The sequence below is a fragment of the Yersinia artesiana genome (assembly GCF_902726545.1).
GTDB lineage: Bacteria > Pseudomonadota > Gammaproteobacteria > Enterobacterales > Enterobacteriaceae > Yersinia > Yersinia artesiana.
In genome coordinates, this window is record NZ_CACVAD010000109.1 from 1 (window position 1) to 543 (window position 543).

A 543-nucleotide genomic window follows, 5' to 3' on the forward strand; every position below is an offset into this window, starting at 1 on the left:
CCGAAGGTGTCTTTACAGACAACTTGTGCTGTGATTATTTGAGAGACTCTAATACAGGTTAATCCTTATCTCAGTACTTCTACGGAGAGATAAGTTTCAGCTGTATTGTTTCAATTTTCAGCTTGTTCCAGATTGTTAAAGAGCAATATTTCACAACACACTGTGTCTTGCGACGGCAGTACGTTTTGAAATAGTTTTTTATATGGTGGAGCTAAGCGGGATCGAACCGCTGACCTCCTGCGTGCAAGGCAGGCGCTCTCCCAGCTGAGCTATAGCCCCATATAAAAAGCAAATCACCTTATTGCTGCAACTCAACAGGGAATGGTGAGTTGGTGGGTCTGAGTGGACTTGAACCACCGACCTCACCCTTATCAGGGGTGCGCTCTAACCACCTGAGCTACAGACCCAACAAGGTACTAAAGCCCGACTAATCTCTCAGTCCGGCCTTATTTGCTCGTTACTTTCTATCAGACAATCTGTGTGGACACTGCGCAATGCGTATCGTTAGGTAAGGAGGTGATCCAACCGCAGGTTCCCCTACGG

The 543-nt window shown here is 46.8% G+C and carries 2 tRNA genes; both read right to left on the reverse strand.

The window, feature by feature from the left end:
- Positions 1-203: 203 nt before the first annotated feature.
- Positions 204-279: transfer RNA gene (locus HU019_RS20135), tRNA-Ala, on the reverse strand.
- Positions 280-330: 51 nt separating this feature from the next.
- Positions 331-407: transfer RNA gene (locus HU019_RS20140), tRNA-Ile, on the reverse strand.
- Positions 408-543 lie beyond the last annotated feature (136 nt).